The following is a 26,014-nucleotide window of genomic DNA, read 5'->3' on the forward strand; positions in this document are numbered from 1 at the left end:
TGCGCGATAGGCTTTGGAGGTGCCGGTGAGGGGATGGCACCGAAGCTGTGTCGCATATTCAGGTGTGGTTGTCGAACGTCGCGTGGGGCCACACCTCGGGGATTCACGTCTCGGGGTACCGATGTGGTGCATGAGCCTTTCGAGGATCTGATCATCGATCCGGCCGAACGGAGCCGCACGGCGCTTGCTGCGGCCGCGGCCCGATTCGAGCAGGCGTGGGCGGCGTCAGGGTGTCCGCCCGACTTGTCGGCGTACCTGCCCGACGCCGATGCCGAGCGGCGTGCGGTGCTGGTGGAACTGATCAAGGTCGACCTGGAGAATCGCTGGGTTCGGCATCACTTTCCCAAGCGCCTGGCCGAGTATTGCGAGCAGTACGCCGAGCTGCGGAGCGGCCCACTGCCTGCGGACCTGGTCTACGAGGAATACCACGCCCTGCGCCGCGGCTCGCAGCCGGTTGCGGGTGAGGAGCCGACCGAAGCCGGGGCTGCCGAGCCCGAAGCCACGGAGATCGGCCGGGCTCCGGTCGAGCTGGACACGACCGACTATCGCAGCACGATGGTTGCTCGCCCGAGCGCGCAGGTCGCTCTGGGGGCTATCAATCCGGGTGACCGGGTGGGGGACTTCGACCTGCTGACGATGATCGGGGAGGGTGCGTTCGCTCGCGTGTATCTGGCGCGGCAGCGCTCGATGCAGCGGCTGGTCGCGGTGAAGATCTCGCACAACCACGGCACCGAGCCGGAGACCCTGGCCCAGTTGGACCACGAGTACATCGTGCGGATCTTCGACCAGCGACTGATCGCCGACGGCGAGCTCAAGCTGCTCTACATGCAGTACCTGCCGGGCGGCACACTGCTCGACGTGCTGAATCGGCTGCGATCGACCCCGGTTGATGCCCGCAGTGGGCGGGTGCTGCTCGATGCCGTCGACGGGGTTCTCGAGGACAAGGGCGAGGTTCGTGCCACCGATTCGGTGGTGCGGGCCCGGATCGCGGCGATGACGTGGCCGGAAACGGTCGCGTGGCTGGGGTGTCGACTCGCCGATGCGCTCGGGCACGCCGCCGGACGCGGGGTGCTGCATCGCGATATCAAACCGGCGAACGTGCTGCTGAGTGCCGACGGCATACCCAAGCTCGCCGACTTCAATGTCAGCTTCAGCCAGCACATCCGGGGCACCAGCCCGCTGGCGTACTTCGGCGGATCGCTGGCCTACATGTCACCCGAACAGCTCGAAGCGTGCCATCCGGAGCTACCGGCGACCGCCGGGGACCTCGACACGCGCAGCGACATCTACGCGTTGGCCGTCATGCTGTGGGCGCTGCTCACCGGACGGATCCCGTTCGCCGACGAGGAATTCGCCGGCATGTCGGAGACATCGCTGGGCCGCATGCTCGAACTGCGCCGCCGGCCCATCGATCCGCGGTTCCTGTCCGAGGTTCCCTCCGATTGCCCTGCCGCGCTGCGGCAGGTGCTGCTGACCTGCTTGTCGCCGGACCGCGAGCACCGCTACGGCAGCGGATCGGAATTGGCTCTGCAGTTCGATCTGTGCCTCGACGAGCGGGCCCGTGACCTCGTCTATCCACCGGAGAACAGTTGGCGGGCACGGCTTTCGCCTCACTACGTCCCGATCCTGTGGCTCATCGCGTTGGTCGCCGACGGCCTGGCGGCGGGCTACCTGTACGGGCAAACCATGCAGTTCGGCAGCGGGCTCTTGCCCGGTGGTCCCACCCGCTCGGAGCTCTTACGGTTGACGAACATCTTCCACCTGATCGCCTGGCCTCTGGCCCTCGTGAGCTGGTTCTACATCTGTCGGCATCTGATCGCGGTGCCCCGCGGCCTGCGCAAGGGCAGACGTTACGACGAGGCGCTGCTGGCCCGGGTCCGGTCGTTCACCCTGTTCTGGGCCGACTTCGACGTGATGTTCACCCTGGTGTTCTGGACGATCGGCGCGGGGGTGTTCGTGGCCCTGCTCGGCACGGTGGTCCGCCTTCCGCCGCGGCTGCTGGTGCATTCGGCGGAGTTCGTGCTGGTATGTGCGGCCTTCGCGGTTTCCTACACGTTCTTCGTGCAGGCGTTCTACATCGTCCGTTGCGTGTACCCGATCTATTTGCGCCATGGCCGCACGACGGCTCGCGATGCCGCCCACCTGCGCGCACTGCGCCGTAGAAGCACGGTGTACCTCGGCATCGCCGCATCGGTGCCCCTGGTCGCCGTGGTTACCGGATTGAGCTTCCTCGGGCAGGACGAGCGTGCGCGGATCATGGATTCGGTGCTGTGGTTGTGCGTGATCACCGGGCTCGCGTTCGTGGCCATCTATTGGCTGTTCCGAAAGCTGGAGGCCGACCTGCGCGCCCTCGAGCGGGTCGTCGAGAAGCGATCGGGCATCGAGGACGCCTGACAACTCCCGGCGCGGGACGCTAGGAGGCCGCTGCGCCGGCCATGCCGCGCTCGATCGCCGCGACGATCTGCGGGCGTAGCGCCGCCGCGGGGATGATCGAGTGCACCGAACCGACCTCGCGGGCGCGGGCGATGGTGTGGATCGCCTCGAACTCGGCGGCGACCTCGCCCAGCTTGTCCGACCGCACCGCGGCCTGCCGGGCGGCCAGTTCGACTCGCAGCCGGGCCCTTTCGGCGCCGTCGGCGGCGATCCGCTGCTCGAGCGCGCGCACTTCCGGGTCCGCCGCGGTGCGGTTGTTCACCTCGCGGGAGAACACGACCGCCGCCGCGGGTGCGCCGCCGATCACGGAGGCGAACGAGCCTTCGACCGCGAGCACCTCCATATTGTCGTTGAGTGCGCCGGAGAAGACCACGAACGCTCCGCCGTGGTAGCGCGAGATCACGCAGAACACGATCGGGCCGTCGAAATTGACGATCGCGCGGCCGATTTCGGCGCCGTATTCCAGTTGGATGTTGCGCAGTGATTCGGGCGAGCCGTCGAAACCGGAGAGATTCGCCAGAATCACCACGGGCCGGTTGCCGCTGGCGGCGTTGATCGCGCGGGCCGTCTTCTTCGACGACTGCGGGAAGAGGGTTCCCGAGGTCCAGGTGTCCGGGCCGTCGGCCGGGACCCAGCCCTTGCGCTGGATCGTGCGAGATTCGAAGCCCACCACGGTCACCGGATAGCCGGCCAGATGGGCGTCGAACACCACCGCGGTGTCGGCGCCGGCCATGTCCGCCCACCGCTCCAACACCGTGTGGTCCTGGTCGACCACCGACCGCATCACCGTGCGGATATCGAACGGCTTCTTGCGCTCCGGGTTCTGCTCGGCGGAGAAGATGTCGCCGACGACGCTGAAGTCGCTGGAGCGGTGCACGTGCGGGTAGCTGCGCACGTCGCGGTCGACCGGATCGGTGGTGACCGCCCGACGCGGGAAACGTTCGCCCGGAGCGACATACGCGTGCTCGTAGTGCGCGAACAGGATGTCGCAGGCGGCGGTCAGGTTCGGCGCCCAGTACTGCGCCTCGCCGTTCGGGCCCATCACCCGGTCGTAGCCGCCGATGCCGAAGTTGTCCTCGGCCGAGACACCACCGGAGTAGTCCAGCGACTGCTTGCCGGTGAGCACCATCGCGCTGTCGGGAGTCATCACCAGAATGCCCTTGGTGTGCGCCAGCATGGTCGCCTCGGCGTTCCAATACGGCTGGGCGCCGACATTGATGCCCGCGACGATGATGTTGATCTCGCCGCCGCCCTGGGTGAAGGTGATGATCCGGCGCAATGCGCGCGACACCCAGTCCATGTTCTCGGTGCCGCTGTCCATCGAGATGGTGGCACCGGAGGACAGGGTGAACCATTCCACCGGCACGCCAAGGCTTTCCGCGAGATCGATGGCGGCGACCACGCGTGCGCATTCGTTCCCGGCGACGGTTCCCAGCGCCTTGGTCGGGTCGCCGAACAGGGCGATACGGGTCATGCCCTCGGGATAGCGGTCGGTGATCGTAGTCACCTGCCCCACGATCACGCCGGCCGTATTGCGGCCGTACGGGCGGTCCACCGGCACCAGCTTTCCGGACGAGTCGAGGTCGAGCTCGGTGAAGCTGCCGAGACCGCGGGTCAGCTGCGGGATCAGTTCGTACGGATAGACGGTGCCGCGAGCCCTGGCACGCTGCACCCGCTGGGCGTACTCGTCGAGGGGGCGCAGCGGATCGGTGGGCGGCTCAGTGATCGCGAAACTGATCTCGTCGCTCGAATGATACGAGAAGCGCAGCGCCACATCACGGATCGTGTCGTCGGGGCCCGTCGAGAGGCGGCCGATGACGGTGATCTCCTCCAGTCCGGCGCCCAGGGTCAGTGGCGCGATGGTGCGCGCGATCACCTCGATGCGGTCGTTGGGGATCTCCATCACCGGCCAGACGAACAGCGCAATCCGGTTGTGGTCCAACCGCTTCGGCTCACGCTGCGTCTGCGCCCGGCGGATGCCGTCGAGGCACGCCGCGATCTTGCGCTCGATCGCCGGTACGGTCACGATCTCGCCGTTCTCGTCACGCTTGGCGGAAAAGTCGCGTACCTCGGCAAGTGCGATGAACCGCTCGTCGGCCGGATTGTGCTTGGCGACAGAGTGATACAGATAGATGCCGGACGGCGCGGGCAGACGGGTGCCGTTGAAGTTCTTCAACCGCCACAGGTCCAGGCGCTGCCCGGTGAGCGGATGCATGTCGCGGATGATGAGGTCTTCGGAGAGACCGGATTTCGTGCGGCGGAAGGTGACGTGCCGGACGTCGGCGGTGTCGCCGTCCAGGACCGCCACCGAGATACGCCGCCAAGTGCCCGATTGCGGATGCGCTTCCAGTTCGGTGCGCAGCGTCGCCGACAGCTCGTCCCCGTCGGCCGGTGCATCGGGCCACGAAATGTACACGTCGACAACCAGATTCGGCACATTCGGCCCCGCCACGTCGGCCACGACATCGAGCGTGGCCGGCAGGTCGGCATGTTCGGCAACCGTGGAGACCAGGTGCAGCCGCTCCCCGGCGAGCTCGAACGTGCCGGTCACCAGGTGCCGGCCCGAGCGGTCGAAGGCCATCACATCGTCGAGGTCGTGGATCCGGTAGTACTGCCGGGTGATCACCTCGAGCAGTGGGTTCGGATCCGAGATGTATTGCCCCAGTAGGCCGGTCAACGGTTCCGGGGCGTCGACCATGGCCGCGACGCGCCGCGCGTAGAAGGAGGCGCCGGGCCGCCGGGCCAGGTAGGCGAGGCTGCCGCGCACCTTGTCGTACACATCCTCGCGGGCCACGCGGATCAGCGGCTCGTCGAATACCCGGAAGCGCAGGGTGCGTGCTACGTCGCCGATCAGCGGGTAACGCAACTGCGTGGCCAGGATGAGACGGTCGAGCACCTCCCTCAGCTCGGGCACCTCCGCGGTGCGCTCGTCGGCATTGGCCAGCCAGCGCTCGAGTTCCCCGGCGATCACCGGTACCTGGTTGTCCATCCGTTGCAGGGCCAGGAACAGGCGATAGACCGCCTCCTCCAGTTCGGGCGTGCGGTCGAGCGAGGTCACATCGTAGTGTCCCAACGCACGAGAAAGCCTGGCGCGGAAGGACTCCGGCAATCCCTGCACATCCACATCGAGTGACTGCAGGAACGAGTGGAAGTGCTCGCGCGGGCTGTGCACGGGGTCGGCCACCTCGCTCTCGCCGATGGTCGGGCGGTTGCGGGACAGCTCGCAGACGTCGGCGAAGGTGGTCAGGATCGCCAGTTCCGCCCCGGTCAGCTCCGGGTCGTCCTCCGACAGCTCGTTGCGCAGCTCGTTGTACTCCTCGAGCAGCGTGCGGGCTCGAGCGGCGCTGACGTCGTAACCCGTGAGCAGGGTGCTCAGGGCGTCCAGCCGCGCGAAGGCCTCGGAGCGGGCGTCGCCGCGGATCTGCTCGAGCGGCGCGAACTCCACGCGGCGGCTCTCGGCGGCGCTCCCGAGGGCGTCACCGGTATCGATGGCGTCCACCCGCAGTAGCGGCGCACCGGCATCCACCTGCGAGTTCACCACGGCGTTGAGTTCCCGGACCCGACCCGGACCGGGGGCGCGGACCGCGGTCTCCATCTTCATCGATTCCAGCACCACCAGGGTGGCGCCGGCCTCGACCTCGTCGCCGACGGCGACCGGAACCGCCACCACGACGGCGGGCGCGGGCGCCCGCACAATGCCGGCCTCGTCCTGACTGATCTGATGGCCGACGCCATCCACCTCGACCAGGTAGCCGGTCGGCCCGGCCACCGAGACGACGTGGTGGCGGCGGTGAGCGATCGCGTAACGGCTTTCGAAGGCGCCCAGCCGATCGACGACGACCTCCAGATCACCGGAATCGCCGCTCACCTGGTAGCGCCGCGGGCCCACCTGGCCGACCACCAGGGTGTAGGGCTGGTTGCGATAGGACAGCTCCACCGTCCGCCCGATGGCGTGCCTGGCCCGTGGGCGGCCGCCGCGTGCGGAGGAGAGGAAGGCGGCACGCTCGTGCGCTTCCTCGGTGTCGTAGGTGTCGATGGCGGCGGCCAGCAGCGCGACATCGGCGACCGCGGTCGGGCCGTCCGCGGTGCCCGCGCCGGTCCGATCCAGCCAGCCGGTATCGGCCTCGCCGGAGATCAACTCGGGGCGGCTCAGCAGGTCCAGCAGGAACGACTTGGTGGTGGTGCCACCCTCGACGACGACCGTGGTCTCGCGCAGCCCGGTGCGCAGCCGGGCGAGCGCCTCGTCGCGGTCGCGGCCCCACGCGATCACCTTGGCCACCATCGAGTCGTAGTCCGGCGGGATCACGTCGCCCTCGGCGATGCCGGTGTCCACCCGCAGGCCCGAGCCCAGCGGGAACCTGAGCAGTTGCAGCCGGCCGGGTGCCGGAGCAAAACCGTTGTCGGCGTCCTCGGCATTGAGCCGGGCCTCGATCGCGTGGCCGAACTCCGTCGGGCATTCGCCGTCGAGCGTGCCACCGGACGCCACGTGGATCTGCAGCTTGACCAGGTCGAGGCCGGTGGTGGTCTCCGTAATCGGGTGCTCGACCTGGAGGCGGGTGTTCACCTCGAGGAAGGTGAAGCGCCGCTCGTCGGGCTGGTAGAGGTATTCGACGGTGGCGGCGCCGCAGTAGCCGGCCGCCTTCACCAGGTCGGCGGACACCTTGCGCAGGTGATCGGCCTCGTCCTTGGTCACCACCGGAGACGAGGATTCCTCGATCACCTTCTGGTTCTTGCGCTGGATGGAACAGTCCCGCACGCCGGGCGCCCACACCGTGCCGTGGCTGTCCGCGATCACCTGGACCTCGATGTGGCGGGCGCCGGTAACCAGGCGTTCCAGGAACACGACGGGGTCGCCGAAGGAACGTTCGGCCTCGCGCTGGGTGCGCTCGAGCGCGAGATCCAGTTCGTCCTCGGCGTACACCTTGCGGATGCCGCGGCCGCCGCCGCCCGAGCGGGCCTTGACGATCAGCGGATAGCCGATCGCGTGTGCGTGCCGGCGGGCGTCGGCGCCGGTCTCGACCGGCCCACCGGACCAGGGCGCGACCGGGACCCCGACCTTCTCGGCCAGCAGTTTGGCCTCGATCTTGTCGCCGAGCAGGCGCATGGCGTGCGAGGACGGACCGATGAAGGTGATGCCGAGCTTGCTGACGAGATCGGCGAACACCGGGTCCTCGGCCACGAAGCCCCAGCCCACCCAGACCGCGTCGGCCGCGGCCTCGATCAACGCGCGCTCGAGCTCGGCGTGGTCGAGGTAGGGATTGGTGGCGCCGTTGCGCCGCAGCGTGACGGTCTCGTCGGCCTGGCGAACGAACAGCGCACGCCGCTCGGCATGGGTGTGCAGGGCGATGGTGCGGATCCCGTGGTCGTACTCGGCATTGAGCTCGCGGACAGCCCGGATCAGACGCACTGCTGGTTCGCCTCTATTGACTATGGCAATCCGCTGGATCATTTCTCCGTCCATTCTCGTGTCGGCGAATCGCGTCGTCGGCATTCATTGTTAACACCGCTTCGACGGTGTGGCGCGCAACGGCACCGAGAGAGTCATCAAAAAGTGTCCCACCGCCGGACATCACCTCAGGTGTTGATTGTCTTCACCCTGGGGACGAGTCGGAGGGCCTCGAGGGTGATGGATACCGACCGGTCTCAACTCGTAGGTTTGTTGTATCCCGGAAAGACAGATATCGGGTTCCATGTTCCCCACCAAAGCTCAAGTAGGAGAAGGTCGATGGTGATTCCACATCGTTCGCTGATCGTTGCTCATGTACGTCCGGACGCTATTTTCAACGTTGGCGAGATTTTCGCTGAGTCCGATTCGTTGACGGATCTGCCGGCGATTGCGGGTGTGACCCGGCGTGAGCTGTGGGCTCTGGATGATCTGTATGTGCATTTGGTGGAGACCGAGGAGCCCGGTGGTGCCGCGATCGGCAGGGCTGCGCGGCATCCGGAGTTCGCCCGGGTGAGTGCCCGGTTGCGCGAGTTCGTCTCGCCCTACCTCCCGAACTGGCAATCGCCGGAGGATGCGCGGGCTCGCATGTTCTACAGCTGGACACCGGAATCCGGTCCGAGGCTGGAGATCCCGAACCGATCGGCTTCGGGTTTCACTACACGAGGGAAGGAAGAGAAGTAAATGTCGGATGTATTCACCATCGAGACGTTGCGCGCGGTCTTGGACGAGCATGTCGGGGTCGACATCGGTCCGGAGGAGTTGGAGAGGGCGGACGCGCTGACTCTGGAGGAGATTGGTGTGGATTCGTTGGCGGTCTTCGAGATTCAGAGTGTTGTGGAACGTGATTTCGATGTCAGGTTGCCTGCCCAGTTGCTCGGGATGACCGGTGGTGACGTGGTTCGGTTCGTCGAGTTCGCTTTTATCAAGGAGGCCGCGTGATGTCGGGTCATACAGAGAATTCGATCCTGATCGATGCGCCGCTCGAGGTGGTGTGGGATTCGACCAATGATGTTCGGTCCTGGCCGGATTTGTTCTCCGAGTATGCCGCGGTCGATGTTCTCGCGGAGGACGGTGACACGGTTCGTTTCCGGCTCACGATGCATCCGGACGAGGCGGGGCAGGTGTGGAGCTGGGTCAGTGAGCGGACCGTTGATCGGGTGAATCGGACCGTGGACGCGCATCGGGTGGAGACCGGCCCGTTCGAGTACATGCAGATCCATTGGAGTTATGCCGAGTCCGGGTCGGGTACGCGGATGACTTGGGTTCAGGACTTTCATATGCGTCCGGGTGCGCCGATCGACGACGCCGGGATGACCGATCGCATCAACACCAACAGCGTGATCCAGATGCAGCTCATCAAGGAAAAGGTCGAAGGACATCTCGTCGGCGCGCCGCCGCGTGCCTGACCGCCATACCAAGAAGCCCCCCGAAGCCACCATGTCGCATCACTCATCGAGAGGAATTTTGACTATGACGAAGTTACCGCCGGCTCGCATCGATATCGCCGACCTGCCCGCAGACCGTCGCCGGGGCGGTGAAATCAAGACTGTGCTGAGTCCGAAAACCGTTGGCAGCACGTCTGGTTTCACCGGAGTTGCCACGCTGGAGCCGGGGGAGCGCATCGCCGAGCACTATCACCCGTATTCGGAGGAGTTCCTGTATTGCGTGCAGGGAGACCTCACCGTCGACCTCGACGATGAGCAGTGGTCGCTGGCAACGGGGCAGGGATTGTTCGTACCGATCGGTGTCCGGCACCGGGTGCGCAATACCGGGACCGAGACCGCGAGCATCGTTTTTCATCTCGGGCCGCTCGCCCCGCGACCCGAACTCGGCCATGTGGACACGGAAGCGTCGACCGATGGCGCCGCGACCGCGCAGAGAGCGCGATGAACCGCCGCGCAGTGATCACCGGGATCGGTGTCGTCGCCCCGAGTGGAAACTCGGCGAGCGAACACTGGAAAACCGTTGTGGCAGGCGAGAATCGGATCGCACCGATCACGCATTTCGATGCCTCCGCGTACTCGACCACGCTGGCCGGAGAGGTCCGTGACTTCGTGCCGGAGGATTACCTGGATCGCCGTCTGATCGTGCAGACCGACCGGTGGACGTGGATGTCGCTGGCGGCGACAGCACAGGCCTTGACCGATGCCGAGCTCGATCCGTCCACCGTCGATCCGTACCGGCAGTCGGTGGCCCTGGCGGCCTCGACGGGCGGAAATCAGTTCGGCCAGCGGGAGATGCAGCGGCTGTGGTCAGGATCGACGCACACCGTCGGCACCTATCAATCGATCGCCTGGTTCTATGCGGCAAGCGCTGGGCAAACCTCCATTCTGCATCAGATGAAGGGTCCGTCGAGCGTGCTCGTCGCCGAAGCGGCGGGCGGCCTGGACAGCCTCGGATACGCCGCGCGCGCGATCGGTCGCGGCGCCGCCGACGTCGTCCTGGCCGGCGGCACCGAGGCGCCACTGTGCCCTTACGCGCTCACCGCCTCGCGCCGCAGCGGATGGATGAGTCGGCAGACGGACCCCGAACGCGCATATCTGCCCTTCGACGCCGATGCCGCCGGATATGTCCCCGCCGAGGGCGGCGCCATCTTCGTGGTGGAAGAAGAGCAACACGCGCTACGGCGCGGCGCACCGTATGTGTACGCGGAGATCGCCGGGTATGCGGCCACCCAGGACGGTCGTACCTCCCGCCCTTGGGGTGACACGACGGTCGAGCCGCAGTCGAGGTACCTTGCCGCAGCACTGCAGCGAGCACTGGACCGGGCGCAGGCCGCGCCAGGGCACACGGATGTCGTGTTCGCCGACGCGGTCGGTGTGCCGGCTGCCGACCGGTCCGAAGCCGACGCGATCCGCACCGTCTTCCCTGACGGGGTACCCGTCACCGGTCAGAAAGGGCTGCTGGGCAGAGCTTCCCAGGGCAGCTCCGCGCTCGACGTCGCAACCGCTGTGCTGTCCATGCGGGAACGAACTCTGCCCGCGTTCGGGGCGTTGCCCAACCCGGCCCCGGGGTGCGAACTCGATTTCGTCGCTGCTCCGCAGCGAGCAGCCATCGACATCGCCGCCGTCGCCGCACGCGGATACGACGGCTTCAACAGTGCGCTGGTTCTGCGCCGACCCGAAGGAGTCTCACAGTGAACGACAACGAGAGCACCAACGGCAGCCGCCTCGGGCGCGGTCGTGTCGTCTTCTTGATCACCGTGCCATTGGAACGGCAAAACAAGTTCCTCGCTGCCTACGAGGACATCCGGCACGTCGTCGCCGAGGGCGTTCCCGGGCATATCGCCGACCAGGTCTGCCAATCGGCGACCGATCCCGAGCAATGGTTGATCACGAGCGAGTGGCAAGACCTCCAGGACTTCTACGACTGGGAAGCCACGCCGGAACACCGCACGCTCGTCGGTCCGATGCGTGAATGTTTCACCGCCGCAAGGTCATTGAAGTTCACCATCGTGGCAGTCACGACCGCCACAGCTCGCGAGACGGCCTGGTAGATCTGGCCGGGCTGCCCCATCATCACCGAAACATCAACCCGACACGGTCGGAGAAATGATCATCATGCGCATTTCGAAAGTCGCATCGAACAAATCTGAAGAAGACATCTCGGCACCAACTGCCGCACGCATTCGCGCCGGCGCCGAGCACTATAATCGGTCGGAGTTGGCCGTGTATGACCGGATGGTATTAGGGACGGTGAGTCGCTGGATCTGGCGATGTCCACGCACAAGAATGTTGGCGCACTATGACGCCAATATCGCCGGTCGCCATCTCGACATCGGCCCGGGAACAGGATGGTTTCTGGACCATAGTCAACTCCCGCCGAATCCGTCGATTACATTGCTGGATCTGAACGATGTAGTGCTCGACACCGCCGCGAGACGCATCGAGCGCTATCACCCCACCACCTGCCAGAGCAATGTTTTCGAACCACTGAACCTCTATCCTGCCGCACAGTTCGATTCTGTCGGGATGAACTTTCTCTTGCACTGCTTGCCCGGTTCGGTCCGGCAGAAATCGGTGGTCTTCGACCATGTGATACCTCATCTCGCGCCCGGTGCCCGGGTATTCGGAAGTACTATTCTGGGCGAAAGTGGCGAGCATACCCCCTGGTCGCGCACACTGATGCGTTACCTGAATCGAGAAAAGGTATTCGGCAACAGCGAGGACAGCATCGAGTCGATCTCGCACGAGTTGAAGTCGCGTTTCGCCGAGGTGCATATCCAGCAGTCAGGTGTCGTCTGTCTCTTCTCCGCGCGCGATCCGCATCGAGCTTGACGTTCTCCGCTCCCGGCAGCTGGCTCGGCGTCGAAGAGATGGCCACGATCGATTCCGGTGTGTATGCGGCGATGACCACTCCGTCGACCGATCCCGACAGTTACGACCAGGGTCGCGGCGCGCAGTGGGCCGGCCTGATCTACAACGAGGGCAAAACCCAAGCGGTGCAATGGTTCCTGCCTCACGGCTGGAGCGGTGCCGCTACCGGTCTGGTCGACTATCTGACATCCCTGGGGCGTGCCGTGCCCGCCGGGAAGGGGCCGGTGGGGCATTTCGACCCGTCCCTGATGAGTCTCGCCACCATACGGAAATAACCCACGCCGCGATGTGCGGCCTCTACCTCAACGACCCGACCGCATGGCAAACCCCGAACGAACCACCGGGCGTCTAGCCTGTGGAGCCATGACATTCGTCTACAACCTGGTGGTCGTCGTCCATCTGCTCTGTATGGCGGCGGTCATCGGCGGTTATGCCCTCGCACGGCCGAAGGTTTCCGAATGGATGTTGTGGGGTGCACGGGCGCTTGTCGTCACGGGCCTGGTGATGGTCCTCATGGCCCACTTCATCCATTCGCTGGACAAGCATCTGCTCATGTCCAAAATCGTGGTCAAGCTGGCGATCGGGGTCTCGGTGGCGGGCCTGGCCGAACTCGGCCACTATGCCAAGCGCGACAAGGTGATTTCATGGTCGGCGCATGCGGCCGGGTCGCTGGCGATCGCCAACGTGTGCGTGGCCGTGCTCTGGCACTGACCTGGTCTGCGGGATCGGGCATCGCCGAGGGAATACGTTCGTCTCCCATTCAAAATTGCATTTCCTGCAAAGCCGCCAGGCTTTCGTGCCACTACTGGAAAGGACCTCAGCTGGGCTGAGGTCCTTGTTCTTTGTTGGGGCGGCCTCGAAAATGGTCGAATCGTCAGCGGCGCAACGAAATTGGTGAGATCGGCTGAATGTGCTGCGCAACGGCATCGTGAAAGTCGTCAACTGTCGCCTCACCGTCGGGTGCCACCTAGGTGTTGATTGTCTTCACCCCAGGCGGACGGATGGACAACCGCACGGTTATGGATACCGACTGGTCTGAACTCGTAGGTTTGTTGTACCCCGAAAAGACAGATATCGGGTTCCATGTTCCCCACCAAAGCTCAAGTAGGAGAAGGTCGATGGTGATTCCACATCGTTCGCTGATCGTTGCTCATGTACGTCCGGACGCTATTTTCAACGTTGGCGAGATTTTCGCTGAGTCCGATTCGTTGACGGATCTGCCGGCGATTGCGGGTGTGACCCGGCGTGAGCTGTGGGCTCTGGATGATCTGTATGTGCATTTGGTGGAGACCGAGGAGCCCGGTGGTGCCGCGATCGGCAGGGCTGCGCGGCATCCGGAGTTCGCCCGGGTGAGTGCCCGGTTGCGCGAGTTCGTCTCGCCCTACCTCGCGAATTGGCTGTCGCCGGAGGATGCGCGGGCTCGCATGTTCTACAGCTGGACACCACAGACCGGTCCGTCACTGGGTTCCGGTCTCACCACACGAGGGAAGGAAGAGAAGTAAATGTTCGACACGTTCACCATCGAAACGCTGCGCGCGATCCTGGACGAGCATGTCGGGGTCGACATCGGTCCGGAGGAGTTGGAGAGGGCGGACGCGCTGACTCTGGAGGAGATCGGTGTGGATTCGTTGGCGGTCTTCGAGATTCAGAGTGTTGTGGAACGTGATTTCGACGTCAGGTTGCCTGCCCAGCTGCTCGGGATGACCGGTGGTGACGTGGTTCGGTTCGTCGAGCTCGCATTCATCGGGGAGGCCGCGTGATGTCGGGACACACAGAGAATTCGATCGTCATCGACGCGCCCCTCGAGGTGGTGTGGGATTCGACCAACGACGTGCGGGTCTGGCCGGATCTGTTCTCCGAATACGCTGCCGTCGATGTTCTCGCGGAGGATGGCGATACCGTCCGTTTCCGGCTCACGATGCATCCGGACGAGGCGGGGCAGGTGTGGAGCTGGGTCAGTGAGCGGACCGTTGATCCGGTCAATCGGACCGTGGACGCGCATCGGGTGGAGACCGGGCCGTTCGAGTACATGCAGATCCACTGGCACTATGCCGAGTCCGGATCGGGCACGCGGATGACCTGGGTTCAGGACTTTCACATGCGTCCGGGTGCGCCGATCGACGACGCCGGGATGACCGATCGCATCAACACCAACAGCGTGATCCAGATGCAGCTCATCAAGGAAAAGGTCGAAAAGCGCCACAAGGCCGCGGCCGAGGCGATCGCCACGCCGAGCATCCGGCCGGGCCGCGTCGATGTTTCCGACCTGCCCGCCGACCGCCGCCGCGGAGGCGAAGTCAGGACCGTGCTGAGCCCGAAAACTGTTGGCAGCACATCCGGTTTCACCGGAGTTGCCACGCTCGAGCCGGGGGAGCGCATCGCCGAGCATTATCACCCTTATTCGGAGGAGTTCCTGTATTGCGTGCAGGGAAACCTCACCGTCGACCTCGACGATGAGCAGTGGTCGCTGTCTGCGGGGCAGGGACTGTTCGTCCCGATCGGTGTCCGGCACCGGGTGCGCAATACCGGGGCCGAGACCGCGAGCATCGTCTTTCATCTCGGACCGCTCGCCCCGCGACCCGAACTCGGTCACGTGGACACGGAGCTATCGGCGGCCGCCCCCGGCACCGCGGAGAGAGCGCGATGACCCGGGTCGCCGTCACGGGGGTCGGCGTCGTTGCTCCGGGCGGGATCGGACGCACGTCGTTCTGGGACTGCGTGTCGTCCGGGCGCACAGCGACCCGCCGGATCAGTTCCTTCGATCCGACCGGGTTCCGCTCCCAGGTGGCAGCGGAATGCGATTTCGATCCGCAGGCGGCCGGGTTGTCGCCCAGGCAGGTGCGCCGCTTCGATCGGATGACCCAGTTCGCTCTCGTCGCCGCCCGTGAGGCGGTCGAGGACAGCGGTCTGGAGCTGTCCGACGCCGCGCGCGACATGTTCGGGGTGTCGCTCGGCTCAGCGGTCGGCGCGACCATCACCCTGGAGAACGACTACGTGATCGCGAGCGACAGTGGCCGGGATTGGCTGGTCGACGAGGGCTCCGTGCAGCCCTACCTGTATCAGGCCCTCGTCCCCAGCAGTATGGCCGCCGAGGTGTCGGCAAACTTCGAATTGCACGGTCCGGCAACGGTTGTCTCGACGGGCTGCACGTCCGGGATCGACTCGATCGGTCACGCACTGCACATGATCGAAGACGGTGACGCCGACTTCGTCCTCGCGGGCGCATCGGACGCGCCGATCTCGCCGATCTCCGTCGCGGCATTCGACGCGATCCGCGCGACCACCGATGACAATGACGACCCCGTGCACGCCTCGCGGCCTTTCGATCTGACGCGCGCCGGTTTCGTGCTGGGGGAGGGTGCGGCAGTGCTGATGTTGGAGAAGCTCGACCACGCCCTGGCTCGGGGCGCCCACATCTACTGCGAGATCGGCGGGTATGCCTCGCGCTGCAACGGCTTCCACATGACCGGACTGCGCCCGGACGGGCTGGAGATGAGCATGGCCATCACGGATGCGATGAACCAATCACGGCTCAACCCCGACGCGCTCGGGTACATCAGTGCTCACGGCTCGGGCACGAAGCAGAACGACCGCCATGAAACGGCGGCCTTCAAGAAGGCGCTGGGTGCCGCCGCGTACGAGGTTCCGATCAGCTCGATCAAGTCGATGATCGGGCACTCGCTCGGCGCGATCGGCTCGATCGAGATGGCGGCCTGCGCATTGGCGATCGACACCGGGGTGATCCCGCCGACCGCCAACTGGAGTAACCGAGACCCCGAATGCGATCTGGACTACGTCCCGAACATCGCGCGCACCGCCACCGTCGATACGGCTCTGTCGGTCGGCAGTGGGTTCGGCGGTTTCCAGTCCGCGATGGTCTTCACACGACCGGCGGAGTTGCGATGAACCGCCGCGCGGTGATCACCCGGCGGTGAACACCGAGCACTCGTCGGGCCGATGCGTGAATGTTTCACCGACACAACCTCATTGAATTTCATCCCCACCGAAAGATCAGCCCGGTATTGGCCGGAGAAAAGTGATGATTATGCGTAATGACAACGATTCCTGGGATATCAAGACGAGTGTCGGTGCTACCGCGCTGTTCGTCGCGGCGGCCCGTGGCCTGGCGGCCCGGCATCCGCAGGCATTGGCTGTGGATCAGTTCGCGGAGGTGTTCTGTCGTGCCGCGGGCGACGAGTGGGCGGCGTTGTTCGGCGCCGATGCGGAGCAGACGAAGAATCATCCCCTGCGCGCTGCCGGTTTCGGACCGCTGTTTCAGGATTTCCAAGCGGCGCGGACGCGGTACTTCGATGACTATCTGTGTTCGGCTGCGGACGCGGGTGTGCGTCAGGTCGTCCTCCTCGCTGCCGGTCTGGACTCTCGCGCGTACCGCCTGGCCTGGCCGGATGGCACGGTCGTCTACGAACTCGACCGCTCGCAGGTGCTCGATTTCAAACGCGACGTGCTTGCCGATGCCGGTGCGCAGGCGACCGCCGAGCGTCACGAGGTCGCGGTCGATCTTCGTGATGATTGGGCAAGTGCGTTGCGTGAGAACGGTTTCGATCAGTCGGTTCCGACGGCGTGGCTCGTCGAGGGCCTGGTCATCTACCTCACCCCCGACGCCCAGAATCAACTGTTCGAAACCCTGAACGCGCTCTCCGCTCCCGGCAGCTGGCTCGGCGTCGAAGAGATGGCCACGATCGATTCCGGTGTGTATGCGGCGATGACCACTCCGTCGACCGATCCCGACAGTTACGACCAGGGTCGCGGCGCGCAGTGGGCCGGTCTGATCTACAACGAGGGCAAAACCCAAGCGGTGCAATGGTTCCTGCCTCACGGCTGGAGCGGTGCCGCTACCGGTCTGGTCGACTATCTGACATCCCTGGGGCGTGCCGTGCCCGCCGGGAAGGGGCCGGTGGGGCATTTCGACCCGTCCCTGATGAGTCTCGCCACCATACGGAAATAACCCACGCCGCGATGCCGCAAGCCCGACCGGACGGCCGATGTGCCGCCCTACAAAACAACTGTGACGATGCGGATTCACCCGGCCGCGACCACTCCGCACCCAGCACGCCGCCCGACCGCAGACGTTGGATCGCGCTCGCCGTGGTCCTCGTCGCGGGGTTCATCGATCTGCTGGATTCCACCATCGTCAATGTCGCGGTGCCGAGCATCCAACGTGACCTGCGGGGCGCAGTACGCGCAGCTCGAATGGATCGTCGCGGGATACGTGCTGGCGTTCGCGGCAGTCCTCATCACCGGTGGCAGGCTCGGCGATATCTACGGCCGCCGCCGGGTGTTCCTGACGGGCGTTGCAGGGTTCACCATCGCCTCGGCGCTGTGCGGCATCGCCGTCAGCCCCGGCATGCTCATCGTCTCGCGGTTTCTGCAGGGCGGAAGCGCGGGGCTGATGGTGCCACAGATCCTCGCGATCATCCACGTCACATTCCCGCGCGAAGAGCGCGGCCGGGTGTTGGGCATCTTCGGTGCTGTGGTCGGATCGGCGGCAGTGGTCGGGCCGACCGTCGGTGGTGTGCTCGTCGACTGGAATGTGTTCGACCTCCAGTGGCGGCCGATCTTTCTGGTCAACGTCCCGGTCGGTATCGCGGCCGTCGTGGCGGCCCTGTTCGTGGTGCGCGAATCGAGGTCCGCGACCGCTCCGAAGCTCGACCTAATCGGCGCCACCCTCGCCACGGCCGCGATCGCGATGCTTGTGTACCCGCTCACGGAGGGACGCCGATTCGGCTGGCCGGCCTGGACTTTCGTCATGATGGCGGGCGCGGTCGCGATGCTTGCGGTCCTTGTCGTCCACGAGAACCGGCGAGCCCGGACGGTCGGTTCACCGCTGATCGTGCTCGGATTGTTCCGGCGGCGGTCGTTCTCGATCGGCAGTGTGCTCTGGCTGATCTTCTGGATCGCGCTCGGTGGCTTCTTCCTCGTCTGGACGCTCTACATGCAGGTCGGCCTCGGCTGGTCGCCGCTGCGGGCCGGTCTGACCTTCGGCGTGTTCGCTGTCGGCGCTGCGGCGGCGGCAGGCATTTCCGTGGAGGTGCTCGTACCCCGGTACGGGCGACGAGTGCTGATGGCGGGGGCACTGTTCAATGCGACGGGCTTCGCCGGCTACGTGTGGGCCGCGTCGCACTTTGGTCCCGCGATCACCTCGTGGGAAATGATTGCGCCGCTGGCCATTTCGGGTCTCGGCTTCGGCCTGATCGTCTCGCCGACCATCGATTTCGTGCTGGCGGAGGTCCCCGGGGACGATGCCGGTTCGGCGTCCGGCCTGTTGAACACCGCTCAGCAGCTCGGCATCGCACTCGGGGTCGCACTCGCCGGCGTGGTCTTCTTCGCCCAGCTCGACAGTGGTTCCGGCCGCGGCGTCGACGTGGTCGCACCCCAGGTCCGCACCGAATTCACTGCGGCCGGCCTGAACACACAAGCGCAGACGCAGATCCTCTCCGGCTTCCGGGCATGCGTGCAGGACAGATCGGCCGGCACCAACCCCGCCGAGACCCCTGCGAGCTGCCAGGCGATCCAGGGTCCGTCCACCCAGTCTGGAAAGCCCGATCGGGTCACCGAAATCCTCAGCGACGCAGGCAAAAAGGCCAACGCCGAGAACTTCTCCCGCACGTTCGGGCTCACGCTGTGGTGGGGCGTAGGAATTCTCGCCGCCGTCTTCGCGGGATTCTTCGCGGTGCCCCGACGCGCAGAACACCACGACCCGAACGATCTCTGACTATCGAACTTCCTTGTCCGACCGAGTGCCGCGCGAAGGGGCATCATCCCGCGAGTTGTCCTGCGACCGAACAACCTGTCGCCGCACCGGCGCTCGACGGCCTGTCGATGGCGATCACTTCGGCGACCATCGGTGTCCGCACCCGCGGGCTGGGGACCGTCGACGATTCCTTGCACCCGATGCGGGCGTGCAGCCGGCGCAATGGTCGTGGCGCCCACCAGTTCAGGTCGCCGGCGATCCGCATGAATGCCGGGACCAGGACGCCGCGGATCAAGGTGGCGTCGACGAGGACGGCCAGTGCGGTGCCGATACCGAACATCTGCATGAACGACAGGCCGGTCGCGAACGACAGCAGTGTCACGGTGAGCAGGGCCGCCGCGCTGCTGACGATGCGGCCGACGCGGCCCAGGCCCTCGATGGTGGCCGCGGTGGTGTCCGCGCCGGCGTCGTGTGCCTCCTTGATGCGGCCGAGCAGAAAGATCTCGTAGTCCACGGAGAGGCTGAATGCGATGCAGCACAGCAGCACCACCATCGCGATATTGAGCGGTGCCGGGGTGAAACCGAGCAGCCCGGCCAGGTGACCGTCCTGGAACACCCAGACCAGGGCGCCCAGCACGGCCGAGAGCATGAAGATGTTCAATACCAGCGCCTTGATGGGCACCACGATGCTCCCGGTGAACAGGAACAGCAACACCAATGTCGCTCCCGCCATGATCGCCAGCGCCGGTGCCAGCCGGCCGGTGATCGCGGCGCGGCTGTCGATCAGCGACGCTGTCGGCCCGCCCACCGAATGGTCACCCGGTAGTGCGCGAATCGCGCGCACCAAAGCCTGCGAAGCCGGGCTCTGGACGGTCGTCGACGGTTGTACCTCTACGAATCCGGTTGTCCCCGAGAGGAATCGGGCGGCATCCGGCCCGGGTGCGGTCACCAGCACGCCACCCTCGTACCGGCCGAAGGCGCCGTCGACATGGCGGACGCCGGGCATGGTCGAGACCTGCCGGGCGAGCGGTTCCAGCGCTTGCGGGTCGTGATCGGACAGCACGGTGACGGCGTTGGACATGTCCGCCGGGTAGTCGTCGCGGATCGATGTCGTGACCTGCCGGGCAGCGGAGTCGGCCGGCAGCGCCCGCTCGTCCGATGTCGCGAACTGTGCGTGCGCGAACGGGATTCCCATCAGGAGCAGCAGCGCCATGACTCCCAGCGCGGCCCGCAGCGGCCGGCGCGTGACGGCCATCGCGGTGCGCCGCCAGAATCGCGACGGCTGCGCCAGCCGATCCCGGCGCCGGCGCAATGCCAGGGCATCGACGCGGGATCCGAGCAGGCTCATCAGCGCCGGCAGGACGACGACCGCGGCCAGCGCGGCCAGCAGCACCACCACGATCGCGGCGATACCGACCGACCGCAGGAAAGACGTGGGGAACACCAGCATTCCGGCCATGGCGACGGTGACGGTGGCCGCGCTGAACAGGATCGTGCGCCCGGCTGTCGTGACAGCCTCCACGACAGCCTGTTCCGGCTCGTGACCGCGTTGTCGCTCCTCGCGGAATCTCGACACCGTCAGCAGGCCGAAATCGATTGCGAGCCCGAGTCCGAAGGCGGTGGCGACGGTGAGCGCATACACCGACACCTCGGTGACATGGGCCAGCCAGAAGAGCACCCCCGTGGTGGACACGATCGAGACGACACCCACCGTCAGCGGCAGCAGTGCGGCCATCACGCCGCCGAACACCACGATCAGCAGGAGCAGGGTCGCGGGCAGTGCGATCGATTCGGAGACGACGAGATCGCGGTGCACCCGGCTCTCGATGTCGTTGGTCAGGCCGAGCTTGCCGCCCGCCCGCACCTCGATCGCCGGGTCGTCGGTGGGCAGGTCGTCGACGATCCGCTTGGTGATCTGGGCCGCCGCTTCCGGGCTGCCGTTCGGATGCAGCAACACCAATCCGGAACGGCCGTCCGCGCTGCGCAGCTCCGGCGTGCCGGTGGACCAGTACGAGCCCACGACCGCCACGTCCGGTTCCGCGGCGATCTTCTGTGTCAATTCCTGTGCGGCCGTTGCTACTTCGGGGCTGCCGACATCGCCGCCGCGCGCGGTCACCTGCAGGATCAGATCGGGGGAGCCGCCGAACCGGGTGTCGAGGGCGTCCTGGACATGGGCGGACTCCGAGTGCGGATCGTCGAATCCGCCGACCTTCAAATGCTGGGACACCCCGGCCCCCATCAGGCCCGCGAGCACGAGGACGACGGTGGTGAGGGCAAGGACCAGCCTGGGGTGTGCGACGGTGGCGGTGGCTAGGCGTCTCAACATGGCAGGCTCGCTTCGGATCGGGTGTATCGGCGCAGCAGCTGCCGTAGGTGGCGGAACAGAAGTTCCTTGTGTTCGGTGAGGTAGAAGTGATCGCCCGGAAGGATCCGTACCTCATGGAAGTCGGTGGTGCACCCCGCCCAGGTGGCCAGGTCGAGTTCGCCGGCCAGCGGATCCGCGTCGCCGCCGAAGACGTGGATCGGGCAGGGCAACGGTGGCTCGGCGGCCTGGGAGTCGCTTGCGCACAGACGCAGATCGTCACGGGTCGTCGCGACCAGATCGCCCAGTAGCGCGGGAAATTCCAGCAGATCTGCGGGCAGCCCGCCGAGGTCGGTGAGCAGCCGGATCAATGCCGCGTCGTCGAGGGCGTCGGTCGGCGACAACGCCACCGGCAGCGGGGGAGCGGCATACCCGGACAGCAGCAGCGCCCGGGGAGCGGTTCGCCCACCGCGATGGCGGCGGCAGGCCAACCGGTAGGCGATCAGAGCGCCCATGCTGTGCCCGAAGAACAGGTGCGGTTCGGTGAGGAACTCGTCCAGCTGATCGTCGAGCTCCGTGAGCAGTGCTTCGATATCGGTGAAGCGAGCCTCTCCGGCGCGGCGCTCGCGGCCGGGCAGCAGCACCGGCCAGACCGTCGCTTGCGGGTGCAGCGCGCGCTGCCATCCGTGGAACAGCGAGGCGCCGCCCCCGGCGTGATGGAAACAGAACAACCTCAGGCCCTGCTCGTCGCCGGGCCGAATCAGGTACCGGGTCATGGCAATGCGGCCAATTCCTCGGCCAGCACCCGCACCGTGTGCCGGATCTGCTCCTCGGTGTGGCACACCGTGACGAAGAACCGCAGCCGGGCCAGGTTCTCGGGCACGGCCGGATACAGGATCGGATTGACGTTGATTCCGCGCCGCAGCAACGCATTCGACAGTGCCAGCGTCTTCATCGAATCACCGACGATGCACGGGATCACCGGAGTGGCGAAGCTGTCGCCGGTGTCGACACCGGCATTCCTGGCCAGTTTCAGGAACAGCTCCGACCGGGTCCGCAGCTGCTCGAGCAGCGCGGGCCGGGACCGCAGCTGCCGCAGCGCCGCCAGCGATGCCGCCGCATTGGGCGGGGTGATGCCGACGCTGTAGATGAATCCGGGCGTGGTGTATTTGAGGAATCGGATGAGCTCGGCGCTACCCGCCACGTACCCACCGCACCCGGCGAGCGCCTTGGACATGGTGCCCGACCACAGCTCCACATCGGCACGGTCGACGCCGAAATGCTCGCCGATGCCGGCACCGGTCGCGCCGAGCACCCCGATGCTGTGCGCCTCGTCGATCATGAGCAGCGCGCGGTGCTTCTTCTTCACCGCGATGAGCGCGGGCAGGTCCGGGATGTCACCGTCCTGGCTGTACACGCCCTCGATGACGATGAGCACTCGCCGGTATTGATGCCGAATCTCGGTGAGCAGGCGGTCGAGTGCCTCGTGGTCGTTGTGCGGGAACGGCCGCCGGGTGGCGCCGGAGAGCTTGCAGCCCTGCAGAATACTGTCGTGCGCCAGGCTGTCGTGCACGATCAGGTCGCCCTCCCCGACGATGTGCCCGATCACCGTCACATTGGTGGCGTGCCCGCTGACCATCGCGAGCGCATCCTCGGTGCCCAGCAGGGCGGAGAGTTCCCGCTCGAGTTCGGCATGAATCGGTTTCTCGCCGGAGAGCAGCCGGCTGGCCGAGCACGAGCTGCCGTACCGCGCGACCGCGTCCTGGACCGCCGACACGACGGCGGGGTGTCCCGACAGGCCTAGGTAGTTGTAGCTGGAGAAGTTCAGCACCTCGCGGCCTTCGATCACCGACGTGTCCCGGGTGACTCCGTCGTTGACGAGGAAGTAGGGGTTGGACATGCCCAGGGACTCGGCCAGCGCGATGCGCTCCGAGAAAGCCTTGACCTCGGGGAAATCCGCGATGCGATGCTGGGGTTCGACGGCCGGTCGTGGTTCGGCGACGGGTTCGGGTACGGCGTGCTCGCCGCGGTGACGGGCGACGAGTGCGGCCACATCGCCGAGAGTCGTTGCGGGGGTGTACCAATTCGGCTCGATGACCAGTCCCGGGAACTTCCTGGCGAGGCCGCCGAACAGGTCGGCGATCATGATCGAGTCGAATCCCAGTTCGCCGCCCAGGGTTTGGATGGTGCTCACCTTGTCTGCCGGAAACCCGCTGACCCGAGCGACTTCGGCGCGGACGGCAGCCGAGCTCGCCGGACCCTGCTCAGCAGGGGTGGGCTGCACCCGCATTTCCGGTGTGGCCGAAGTGTTCCGGGCCGCGGCCGCGAGGATGGCGGCCTGCTCGCGGAAGAGCTCGATCAGTTGATCCATGGTGGTGTCCGTCGTGTGCCGTGTGGTCGGAGTGGGTGTTTCGGTGCTGGGCGCGGGGGCTTCCACCTGCGTCCAGAAGCGGTGGGTGGTGGCGAACTCGTAGCCGCCGATGCGGTGCCGCACCCGGGCGGCGGGTTCGTAGAGGACGTCCCAGTCCGGGTTCAGACCGTCGCGATACAGCGCCGCGACCGTCGAGTCGAGCTCGTGACCGGTCGCATCCGGTCCGGGGCAGGGCACCTGGATCGGCAGGTCGAGCTCGGCGTGGGCGCGGCCGACCATCGGGGCCAGCGTGCGCCGGGGACCCACTTCCACGAGGTGGGTGGGCTCGGCCCGCAGCGCGGCCGCCGCGGCATCGGCGAACCGCACCGTGGCCTCGACGTGTTCCACCCAGTAGGCGGCGTCCATCGGCTCGTCGGCGTCGAGCAGGCGTCCGCGCACGCTCGAATAGACCGGGATTTCGGGCCGGCGGTAGTGGCATTCGCCGGCCACCTCGGCGAAGGCGTCGAGCATCGGCTGCATCAGCGGCGAGTGGAATCCGTGCGAGACGGTGAGCGGGCGCGCGGTGATCCCGAGGTCGGTGAGCACCGCACCGATCCGTCCGACGCCATCGGCGGCACCGGACAGCACCAGCTCCCGTGGACCGTTCACCGCGGCCACCGCGACATGGGGCTCGGCGGCGATCAACTTGGCGAGCTCGGAGGTCGTGCCGCGGACCGCGAGCATCGTTCCACCGTTGGGCAGCTGCTGCATGAGCCGGCCGCGGGCACAGACCAGCCGGCACGCGTCGTCCAGGCCGAAGACTCCGGCGACCGCGGCGGCCGCGTATTCGCCGACGCTGTGGCCGAGCAGCCAGGCCGGCTCGACGCCGAGGTCGGTCAGCACCCTGGCCAGCGCGTACTCGACCGCGAAGATCGCCGGCTGCGCGAACTCGGTCCGGTGCACGAGTTCGCTTCCGCCGAGCAGCAGTTCGGTCACCGAGCGGTGCAGGTGCGGTGCCAGCTGTGCGTCCAGCTCCGCGAGCGCCCGCCGGTAGGCAGGACTGCGCTCGTGCAGCGCGCGCGACATCCCGGGATACTGCGAGCCCTGGCCGGTGAACAGCCAGCCGATCGACAACGGCTGCGCGACACCGGATTCGGGCCCCGTGCCCGAGGCGAACGCCCGCAGCGCCGACACCGCCTCCGTCCGGTCGCCGACCGCGAACGCCAGTCGATGCCGACCGGAGGACTTCACCAGATTGCTCGACCAGCACAGCCGATTCAGCGCGGCGGGATCGTGGTCGATGTGCTCGGCGAGCCGGGCGGCGTTGCGCCGCAGGCCATCCCGGTCGTTCGAGGAGACGGTGAGCACGCCGCCACCGCCGGTCGCCGACGGAACGCTGGTCGCGGGAGCGTCGGCCAGCAGCATGTGCGCATTGGTCCCGCCCATACCGAAGCTGCTGACGGCGCCGTGAATCGGGCCGTCCGGCAACGGCATCGGCTCGTGCAGCAGTCGCAGCCCGTGGGCGGCCAGCCGCAGCCGCGGATTCTCGTCGGCGGCGAACCTGGTGGGCGGGACGACACGGTGGCGCAGGCTGAGCGCCACCTTGATCAGACCTGCGATGCCGGCCGCGCCCTCGGTGTGGCCGAGGTTGCCCTTGATCGACCCGATCGCGCACGGCCGCGGCCGCTCGACCGCGTGCACCGCGCCCAGCGCCTTGGCCTCGATCATGTCGCCGAGAACCGTTCCTGTGCCGTGTGCCTCGACGAAGGCGACCTGCTCCGCGGACACGCCGGCGCGCCGGTAGGCTTCGGCGATCACCTGTTGCTGTGCCCAGCGGTTGGGCGCGGTGATGCCGTTGCTGCGCCCGTCGTTGTTCACCGCACTGCCCTTGATCACCGCGTGGATCGGCAGACCCTCGGCCAGGGCATCGGCGAGCCGCCGCAGCACCACCACCGCGACGCCCTCGCCGCGGCCGATGCCGTCGGCCTTGCCGCTGAACGGCTTGCACCGCCCGTCCGGGGCCGACAGGCCGGCCTGGGTGTAGAAGACATTGAGTGCGGGCGTGACGGTGATGTTCACCCCGGCGGCGAGAGCCTGATCGCATTCCCCTGCCGACAGTGCGACACACGCCTGGTGCACCGCGACCAGCGAGGACGAGCAGGCGGTGTCGATGGCCAGACTCGGGCCCTTCAGGTCCAGCTGATAGGAGATCCGATTCGCGGTCATGAAATAGCCGTTACCCGAACCCATTTGGGGCGTGATGCGCGCGTGGTCGCGCATGTGCACGGTCGCCCACTCGTTGGCCATGACGCCGACGAAGACACCGGTGTTCGACCCGGACTGGCGCCGGGGGTCGAGGGTGGCGTCCTCGAACGCCCGCCAGGCGCCCTGCAGCAGCAGCCGCTGCTGCGGATCCATCGCCTGCGCCTCGCGCGGAGCGATGCCGAAGAACTCG

The 26,014-nt window shown here is 66.6% G+C and carries 21 protein-coding genes; 16 read left to right on the top strand and 5 right to left on the bottom strand.

The features are described from left to right. The first annotated feature begins 126 nt into the window (after positions 1 to 126). Entirely contained in the window at positions 127 to 2,394 is a 2,268-nt protein-coding gene (locus ACFXN1_RS15815; protein ID WP_379443366.1) for a serine/threonine-protein kinase, read from the top strand. A 19-nt stretch (positions 2,395 to 2,413) separates the two neighbouring features. Here ACFXN1_RS15815 and ACFXN1_RS15820 read toward each other — a convergent pair whose 3' ends face one another. Then, a complete protein-coding gene (locus ACFXN1_RS15820; RefSeq protein ID WP_379443365.1) occupies positions 2,414 to 7,882 on the bottom strand; it encodes a biotin carboxylase N-terminal domain-containing protein in 5,469 nt (1,822 codons plus the stop codon). Positions 7,883 to 8,158: 276 nt separating this feature from the next. Between ACFXN1_RS15820 and ACFXN1_RS15825 the strand changes: the two genes are divergently transcribed. From ACFXN1_RS15825 to ACFXN1_RS15865, 9 genes are all read left to right on the top strand, one after another. Beyond that, positions 8,159 to 8,560 (top strand): TcmI family type II polyketide cyclase, encoded by a 402-nt coding sequence (locus tag ACFXN1_RS15825; protein ID WP_379463607.1) that lies wholly within the window; start codon positions 8,159 to 8,161, stop codon positions 8,558 to 8,560. Then, entirely contained in the window at positions 8,561 to 8,818 is a 258-nt protein-coding gene (locus tag ACFXN1_RS15830; RefSeq protein WP_379399042.1) for an acyl carrier protein, read from the top strand. It begins immediately after the preceding gene. After that, the gene (locus ACFXN1_RS15835) at positions 8,818 to 9,285 is read left to right on the top strand and encodes an SRPBCC family protein (RefSeq protein ID WP_379463608.1); all 468 of its coding nucleotides are present in this window, start codon (positions 8,818 to 8,820) and stop codon (positions 9,283 to 9,285) included. Before ACFXN1_RS15830 ends, ACFXN1_RS15835 begins: the two co-directional genes overlap by 1 nt. 64 nt (positions 9,286 to 9,349) lie before the next feature. Further along, entirely contained in the window at positions 9,350 to 9,769 is a 420-nt protein-coding gene (locus ACFXN1_RS15840) for a cupin domain-containing protein (protein ID WP_379463609.1), read from the top strand. Further along, a complete protein-coding gene (locus ACFXN1_RS15845) occupies positions 9,766 to 11,019 on the top strand; it encodes a beta-ketoacyl synthase N-terminal-like domain-containing protein (protein WP_379446677.1) in 1,254 nt (417 codons plus the stop codon). Before ACFXN1_RS15840 ends, ACFXN1_RS15845 begins: the two co-directional genes overlap by 4 nt. Beyond that, positions 11,016 to 11,375 (top strand): antibiotic biosynthesis monooxygenase family protein, encoded by a 360-nt coding sequence (locus ACFXN1_RS15850; RefSeq protein WP_379446678.1) that lies wholly within the window; start codon positions 11,016 to 11,018, stop codon positions 11,373 to 11,375. Before ACFXN1_RS15845 ends, ACFXN1_RS15850 begins: the two co-directional genes overlap by 4 nt. A 55-nt stretch (positions 11,376 to 11,430) precedes the next feature. Then, positions 11,431 to 12,156, top strand: coding sequence for a class I SAM-dependent methyltransferase (locus tag ACFXN1_RS15855; protein WP_379446679.1), 726 nt, complete (start codon positions 11,431 to 11,433; stop codon positions 12,154 to 12,156). A 38-nt stretch (positions 12,157 to 12,194) separates the two neighbouring features. Next, positions 12,195 to 12,470 carry a hypothetical protein gene (locus ACFXN1_RS15860; RefSeq protein ID WP_379463610.1) on the top strand — a complete coding sequence of 92 codons (276 nt, stop codon included), beginning with the start codon at positions 12,195 to 12,197 and terminating at the stop codon, positions 12,468 to 12,470. 88 nt (positions 12,471 to 12,558) lie between these two features. Further along, positions 12,559 to 12,906, top strand: coding sequence for a hypothetical protein (locus ACFXN1_RS15865; protein WP_379405779.1), 348 nt, complete (start codon positions 12,559 to 12,561; stop codon positions 12,904 to 12,906). Here the strand turns inward: ACFXN1_RS15865 and ACFXN1_RS15870 are convergent. After that, complete coding sequence (locus ACFXN1_RS15870) at positions 12,838 to 13,122, bottom strand: zinc-ribbon domain-containing protein (RefSeq protein WP_379463619.1); 285 nt, start codon at positions 13,120 to 13,122, stop codon at positions 12,838 to 12,840. The genes ACFXN1_RS15865 and ACFXN1_RS15870 overlap by 69 nt on opposite strands. Before the next feature lie 191 nt (positions 13,123 to 13,313). Between ACFXN1_RS15870 and ACFXN1_RS15875 the strand changes: the two genes are divergently transcribed. The 6 genes from ACFXN1_RS15875 (at position 13,314) to ACFXN1_RS15900 (ending at position 18,928) form a co-directional block, all read left to right on the top strand. After that, positions 13,314 to 13,697, top strand: coding sequence for a TcmI family type II polyketide cyclase (locus ACFXN1_RS15875; RefSeq protein ID WP_379421341.1), 384 nt, complete (start codon positions 13,314 to 13,316; stop codon positions 13,695 to 13,697). Continuing rightward, the gene (locus tag ACFXN1_RS15880; RefSeq protein ID WP_379405785.1) at positions 13,698 to 13,955 is read left to right on the top strand and encodes an acyl carrier protein; all 258 of its coding nucleotides are present in this window, start codon (positions 13,698 to 13,700) and stop codon (positions 13,953 to 13,955) included. It begins immediately after the preceding gene. Beyond that, on the top strand, positions 13,955 to 14,842 hold the full coding sequence (locus ACFXN1_RS15885) for a cupin domain-containing protein (RefSeq protein ID WP_379463611.1): 888 nt from the start codon (positions 13,955 to 13,957) through the stop codon (positions 14,840 to 14,842). The genes ACFXN1_RS15880 and ACFXN1_RS15885 overlap by 1 nt, the downstream gene beginning before the upstream one ends. Next, the gene (locus tag ACFXN1_RS15890) at positions 14,839 to 16,101 is read left to right on the top strand and encodes a beta-ketoacyl-[acyl-carrier-protein] synthase family protein (RefSeq protein ID WP_379463612.1); all 1,263 of its coding nucleotides are present in this window, start codon (positions 14,839 to 14,841) and stop codon (positions 16,099 to 16,101) included. The genes ACFXN1_RS15885 and ACFXN1_RS15890 overlap by 4 nt, the downstream gene beginning before the upstream one ends. A gap of 139 nt (positions 16,102 to 16,240) precedes the next feature. Further along, the gene (locus ACFXN1_RS15895) at positions 16,241 to 17,161 is read left to right on the top strand and encodes an SAM-dependent methyltransferase (protein WP_379463613.1); all 921 of its coding nucleotides are present in this window, start codon (positions 16,241 to 16,243) and stop codon (positions 17,159 to 17,161) included. 213 nt (positions 17,162 to 17,374) lie between these two features. Then, complete coding sequence (locus tag ACFXN1_RS15900) at positions 17,375 to 18,928, top strand: MFS transporter (protein ID WP_379440851.1); 1,554 nt, start codon at positions 17,375 to 17,377, stop codon at positions 18,926 to 18,928. 43 nt (positions 18,929 to 18,971) lie between these two features. Here ACFXN1_RS15900 and ACFXN1_RS15905 read toward each other — a convergent pair whose 3' ends face one another. The 3 genes from ACFXN1_RS15905 to ACFXN1_RS15915 form a co-directional block, all read right to left on the bottom strand. Beyond that, the gene (locus ACFXN1_RS15905; RefSeq protein WP_379440850.1) at positions 18,972 to 21,233 is read right to left on the bottom strand and encodes an MMPL family transporter; all 2,262 of its coding nucleotides are present in this window, start codon (positions 21,231 to 21,233) and stop codon (positions 18,972 to 18,974) included. After that, complete coding sequence (locus tag ACFXN1_RS15910) at positions 21,227 to 21,985, bottom strand: thioesterase II family protein (protein ID WP_379440848.1); 759 nt, start codon at positions 21,983 to 21,985, stop codon at positions 21,227 to 21,229. The genes ACFXN1_RS15905 and ACFXN1_RS15910 overlap by 7 nt, the downstream gene beginning before the upstream one ends. Beyond that, on the bottom strand, positions 21,982 to 26,014 hold a 4,033-nt coding region (locus tag ACFXN1_RS15915), incomplete at its 5' end, for a type I polyketide synthase (RefSeq protein ID WP_379463614.1). The genes ACFXN1_RS15915 and ACFXN1_RS15910, both read right to left, overlap by 4 nt.

Source organism: Nocardia sp. NPDC059154, from assembly GCF_042755705.1.
Taxonomy (GTDB): Bacteria; Actinomycetota; Actinomycetes; order Mycobacteriales; family Mycobacteriaceae; genus Nocardia.